Source organism: Methanoculleus sp. UBA430, from assembly GCF_002506585.1.
In the GTDB taxonomy this organism is placed as follows: domain Archaea; phylum Halobacteriota; class Methanomicrobia; order Methanomicrobiales; family Methanoculleaceae; genus Methanoculleus.
Window position 1 is genome coordinate 1 of the sequence record NZ_DAXW01000005.1, and the last position, 652, is coordinate 652.

Here is a 652-nt window from a genome sequence, read left to right on the forward strand (position 1 = left end):
ACCCTTCAGGTCGGCAAAGAAACAAAAGAAGAGATTTTCGGGCTCCGGAGTGATACCAAAAAGCACCTTGACGACGAATTTGCAGAGATGAGGAAGGAGCTCGTCTCCATCAAGGATGCGCTTGCCCGGGCAGGCATCCAGGTCTGAGTTACTCCCTCATCCCCGCGCCACTGCCCCGGGCCGCGCGCGCGGTCGTGCCGGTGAGGCTGCGCCCGACTTCCTGTTCCTCGCTCATCGATAAAAGGCGTCCGGATGGCGAGGGTCACCGCGCCGCACCCGGTGACCTTCGCAAAATCCGCGATGCGGGAGAATTTTCCCCTCACCTGGCGACTTTTCTCAGCAACTCTTCAAGCCCGAGCCCCTCGCCCCTGAGCGGCGACTCGCCGCGGATCAGGCTCCGAAAGCAGATGTGAATTTTCTTTCGCGTAATTTCATATACGGGTTTGCTTTTTGACGCAAGAATCTAAGTGAGAGTTATTAATATTCCCTGAGAAAAATCGGCATGGGAGCTGCAGAGCGGCGGTGTCGCGGTTGCCGGGATCGTGCTGGGCGTCACCTACTGCCCGGTGGCGAGGTTGTCGATGATGACGACGTCGTGGTGCTGTGCCGGGGTATCTGCAAGGTTCGAACCGATGAAGCCGGCCCCGCCGGT